The 3,622-nt window shown below is 29.9% G+C and carries 1 protein-coding gene; it reads left to right on the top strand.

From position 1 onward, the window contains the following. Positions 1–37: 37 nt before the first annotated feature. On the top strand, positions 38–3,325 hold the full coding sequence (locus SY27_RS11165; protein ID WP_045970298.1) for a hypothetical protein: 3,288 nt from the start codon (positions 38–40) through the stop codon (positions 3,323–3,325). Positions 3,326–3,622 lie beyond the last annotated feature (297 nt).

The raw sequence follows: 3,622 nt of genomic DNA, 5'->3' as shown, positions 1-3,622 counted from the left end.
ATTAAAAAATAAAGAATTGAAAACAAAACGATACACCATGAGAATAACAAAACTGCTAACTATTGTATTGATAAGTGCTTTAGGGTTTGGGCAAAGTCTACCAACTGTTATCCCTCCTTCACCAGAAACAGCTACAATACTTAAACATTCCCCTATAAATGTATCACATTATACAGGAAATCCAAATATATCTATTCCTTTTTATACAATTTCTCAATCAGGAGTTGATGTCCCGATTTCATTATCATATAATTCTGACGGAATAAGAGTCGATAATATTTCTTCATGGGTTGGACTGGGTTGGAGTTTAAATGCTGGAGGTTTAGTTTCTAGAACTATTAATAAGCTTCCTGATGATAGTTCATTAGGTTATATGAATACACCTTATACAATTGCTGATTTTTTTCTAAAAGATCCAAATTCAATAGGTCCAGATTCACAATCATATCAATTATGGGAACATTTAGGAAATGGTGAGCAAAGAGATTATGAACCCGATATTTTTACTTTTAGCTTTTTAGGCTATTCAGGTGATTTCTATTATAACCAAAATGAGAATATATTTTATCAAGCACCATTAAGCAATTTAAAAATTGAACCTATCAAGAATAGTAATAAAAAAATTGAAGGTTTTATATTTACTGATGAAAAAGGGATTAAATATTATTTTGGATTGTCGAAAGATAATTTAAGGACAAGTAGAGAATCTTTAGAAAGAGTAAGAACGAAGACAGTTAGCTATAATGGTATTTCAGATGGCGAAAGTCCTCTTTATGGAAGCCCAGGAGATTATTTTTATCAATCTTGGATGCTTTTAGATATTGAGGTTCCAAACACAAACAACCTAATTTCTTTTGACTACTTTATTGAAAATAACGTTGAAACATATATTTTGCAAAATGAAGAATTTTTAAAGACTCATATAACCCAAGAGTATAATATTATCTATCTAAATAAGGTTTTTAAACAACCTAAATTGTTAAGTATTTCATTTTCAAAAGGGAGTATTGTATTTGAAAAAAATAATTTAGAGCGATTAGATTTGAATAATTCATTTTCTTTAAAAAAAATAAGATTATTAGACATTAGTAATAATCCTATAAAAGAGATGGAACTCCATACTTCTTATATAACTAGTCCAGACAATAAATCATATTTTTTTGATTTTAGAAAAGAAGGGAAGTATAGATTAAATTTAGATTCTTTGTCAATATATGACAAAAATTTGACTGCGGAACATACATATAAATTTAAATATAATCCCAGAAAACTACCTAATCGTTTTTCTAGATCAATAGATTATTTTGGGTTTTATAATGGGAAAAACAATAATTCTTTAATTCAAAAGCATCATAGTGGGCCATTAGCTTTAGGAATTCCTAACACATATTTTGGAGATGCAGATAGAAGTGTAGATCCGATATATACTAATGCCTCTGTTTTAGAGAAAATAGAATACCCAACAGGAGGTTATGATGATTTTATGTGGGAAAATAATTATGCTGGTTTTTTTACAGGAGATGGCTCTACTTATGTTGAAAATCTTAAAAAAGAACAATTGCATTTAACAAATGATTCAGAATTATTTCCTGATCCTGATCCTAATATTGATTATTCAACAACTTTAACAATATCTAATAATATAAGGGGATATGTTGATTTTAATATCTTGATGTCTGGATGTAATCCTCCAGATTTAAATCAAACAACATGTGATTTTTCATTAAAAATTATAGGTATTTCTAATCCTAATTTTTTATTAAATATATTACAATCTAGTTTTTCATATAAGCTACTTCCAGGAACATATAAAATAATTGCAAAATCTACAAACGGACAATTACAAAATAATCAGCAATCACCAGACCCAACTGATCCTGGAGATCCCAATGATCCATTTGTAAAATTTCAGCTTTCGGCAAGATGGTCATATGATCAAAATCCGGAAGAGTTTATATATTCTGGGTTAAGAATTAAAGAGATAAAGACATATACTAATCAAAATGAAATTGCGATTGATAAATCTTATGATTATAATTTTTTTAATACCAATAAATCTAGTGGTATAGTTTTAAATATAATAGATATCTTAAATGAAGAATATATCACAGGAAGTCGTCCAGGTGTAATAATTAATGGAAAAACTCAAGCCCCATCAATCAACACAAAAGGAAGCTTGGTTGGTTATAAAAATGTAACTGAAAACTTTAAGAATAAAACACAAGGGTATATTCAACACACATATACTTTGCCTACTCATTATTTAGATAGTCAATACGGATTTGAGTATTATGGTTCTGGAAGTTTAGGGTTGTCAAATTCATTTCCATCAAATTTTCAAAATCCATTACAAACAGATTGGTTAAGAGGAAATATAGAAAAAATAGAAATTTTTGACAAAGATAATAGATCAATTAACGTTAAATTTTATGAATATGAAGCTTTAGAGAAAAAAGAAATAAAATATTTTGGTTTTCAAATTATTAAATATCCTCCAAATATAGATAGTAGTGGTGACATATTTGATAATATGAGAGTAGGGTTTTATCCTCAATTGACCGAACGTCATCGCTTAAAACGAATAGTAGAAAAGAATCTTTATAATAATGAAAATATAGACAATATTAAAGAATACTTATATAATTCTATTTCTTTAGTTTCTGAAGAAAAAACAACCAATTCTAAGAATCAGATTTTAGAAACCAAATATTTCTATCCACAAGATACTGAAATGGCAGGGAAACCACATGTTCAGGATTTAATAAACCAACATAAAATAGGAACGCCATTAGTTACACAATCTTTTAGAAATAATGTAAAACTATCAGAGCAAGAAACCCAATATAGAGACTGGGGCAATGGTTTATTAGCGCCTGAAATTATAAAAACAGCCAAAGGAGCAGCCACAGCGGAAGACAGAATAAAATACAATGCACTGGACAACACTACAGGTAATCCACTAGAAGTGCAGCAAGAAGGCGGACAACCCATCACCTATATTTGGGGCTATAACAAAACGTTGCCTATTGCTAAAATAGAAAATGCCACCTATGCCCAAGTGCAACAATATGAAGCTAATTTGCAAACTCTTTCTAATGGAACGGATGAAGCGAGTTTGATAACGGCTTTGAATAATTTGAGAGTTGTTTTACCCAATGCGATGATAACCACCTATACCCACAAACCACTTATAGGTGTAAGTACTATGACCGATTCTAAAGGGAATTTTGTACGATATCACTATGATCCTTTTAACCGATTGGAATTTGTAACGGACAAAGATGATAAGGTAGTAAGCGAAAACAAGTATCATTATAAGAATTAGAAAACTTTATAATTGACCAATATGGGTGTAATTAAATAATGCTATTTACATGCTCAATATTTTTCTTTCTTGGAACGATAACAGAAAAGAGAAATGGTTGAAAAATGAGGTAAAGAAAAATAAACCACCCCGCCCGATGGGCACCCCTCCACAGGAGGGGAATGTAAAAAAAAGGAAACAACTATTAGTTATGAAAAAAATAATATACCTATTAACCCTAATYCCCTTTCTTGCTTTAGGACAAAGTCCTGATCAAAACTGGGTGAAAACCATTACGTACAAACAACCCACTGCAAC

The organism is Flavobacterium sp. 316, from assembly GCF_000967805.1.
Classification (GTDB): Bacteria; Bacteroidota; Bacteroidia; order Flavobacteriales; family Flavobacteriaceae; genus Flavobacterium; species Flavobacterium sediminilitoris.
This window is presented reverse-complemented; position numbering and strand designations above follow the sequence as displayed.

Excerpts from the sequence above, each read along its gene's own strand:
- SY27_RS11165 (WP_045970298.1), top strand. The coding sequence starts at position 38 with ATGAGAATAACAAAACTGCTAACTATTGTATTGATAAGTGCTTTAGGG.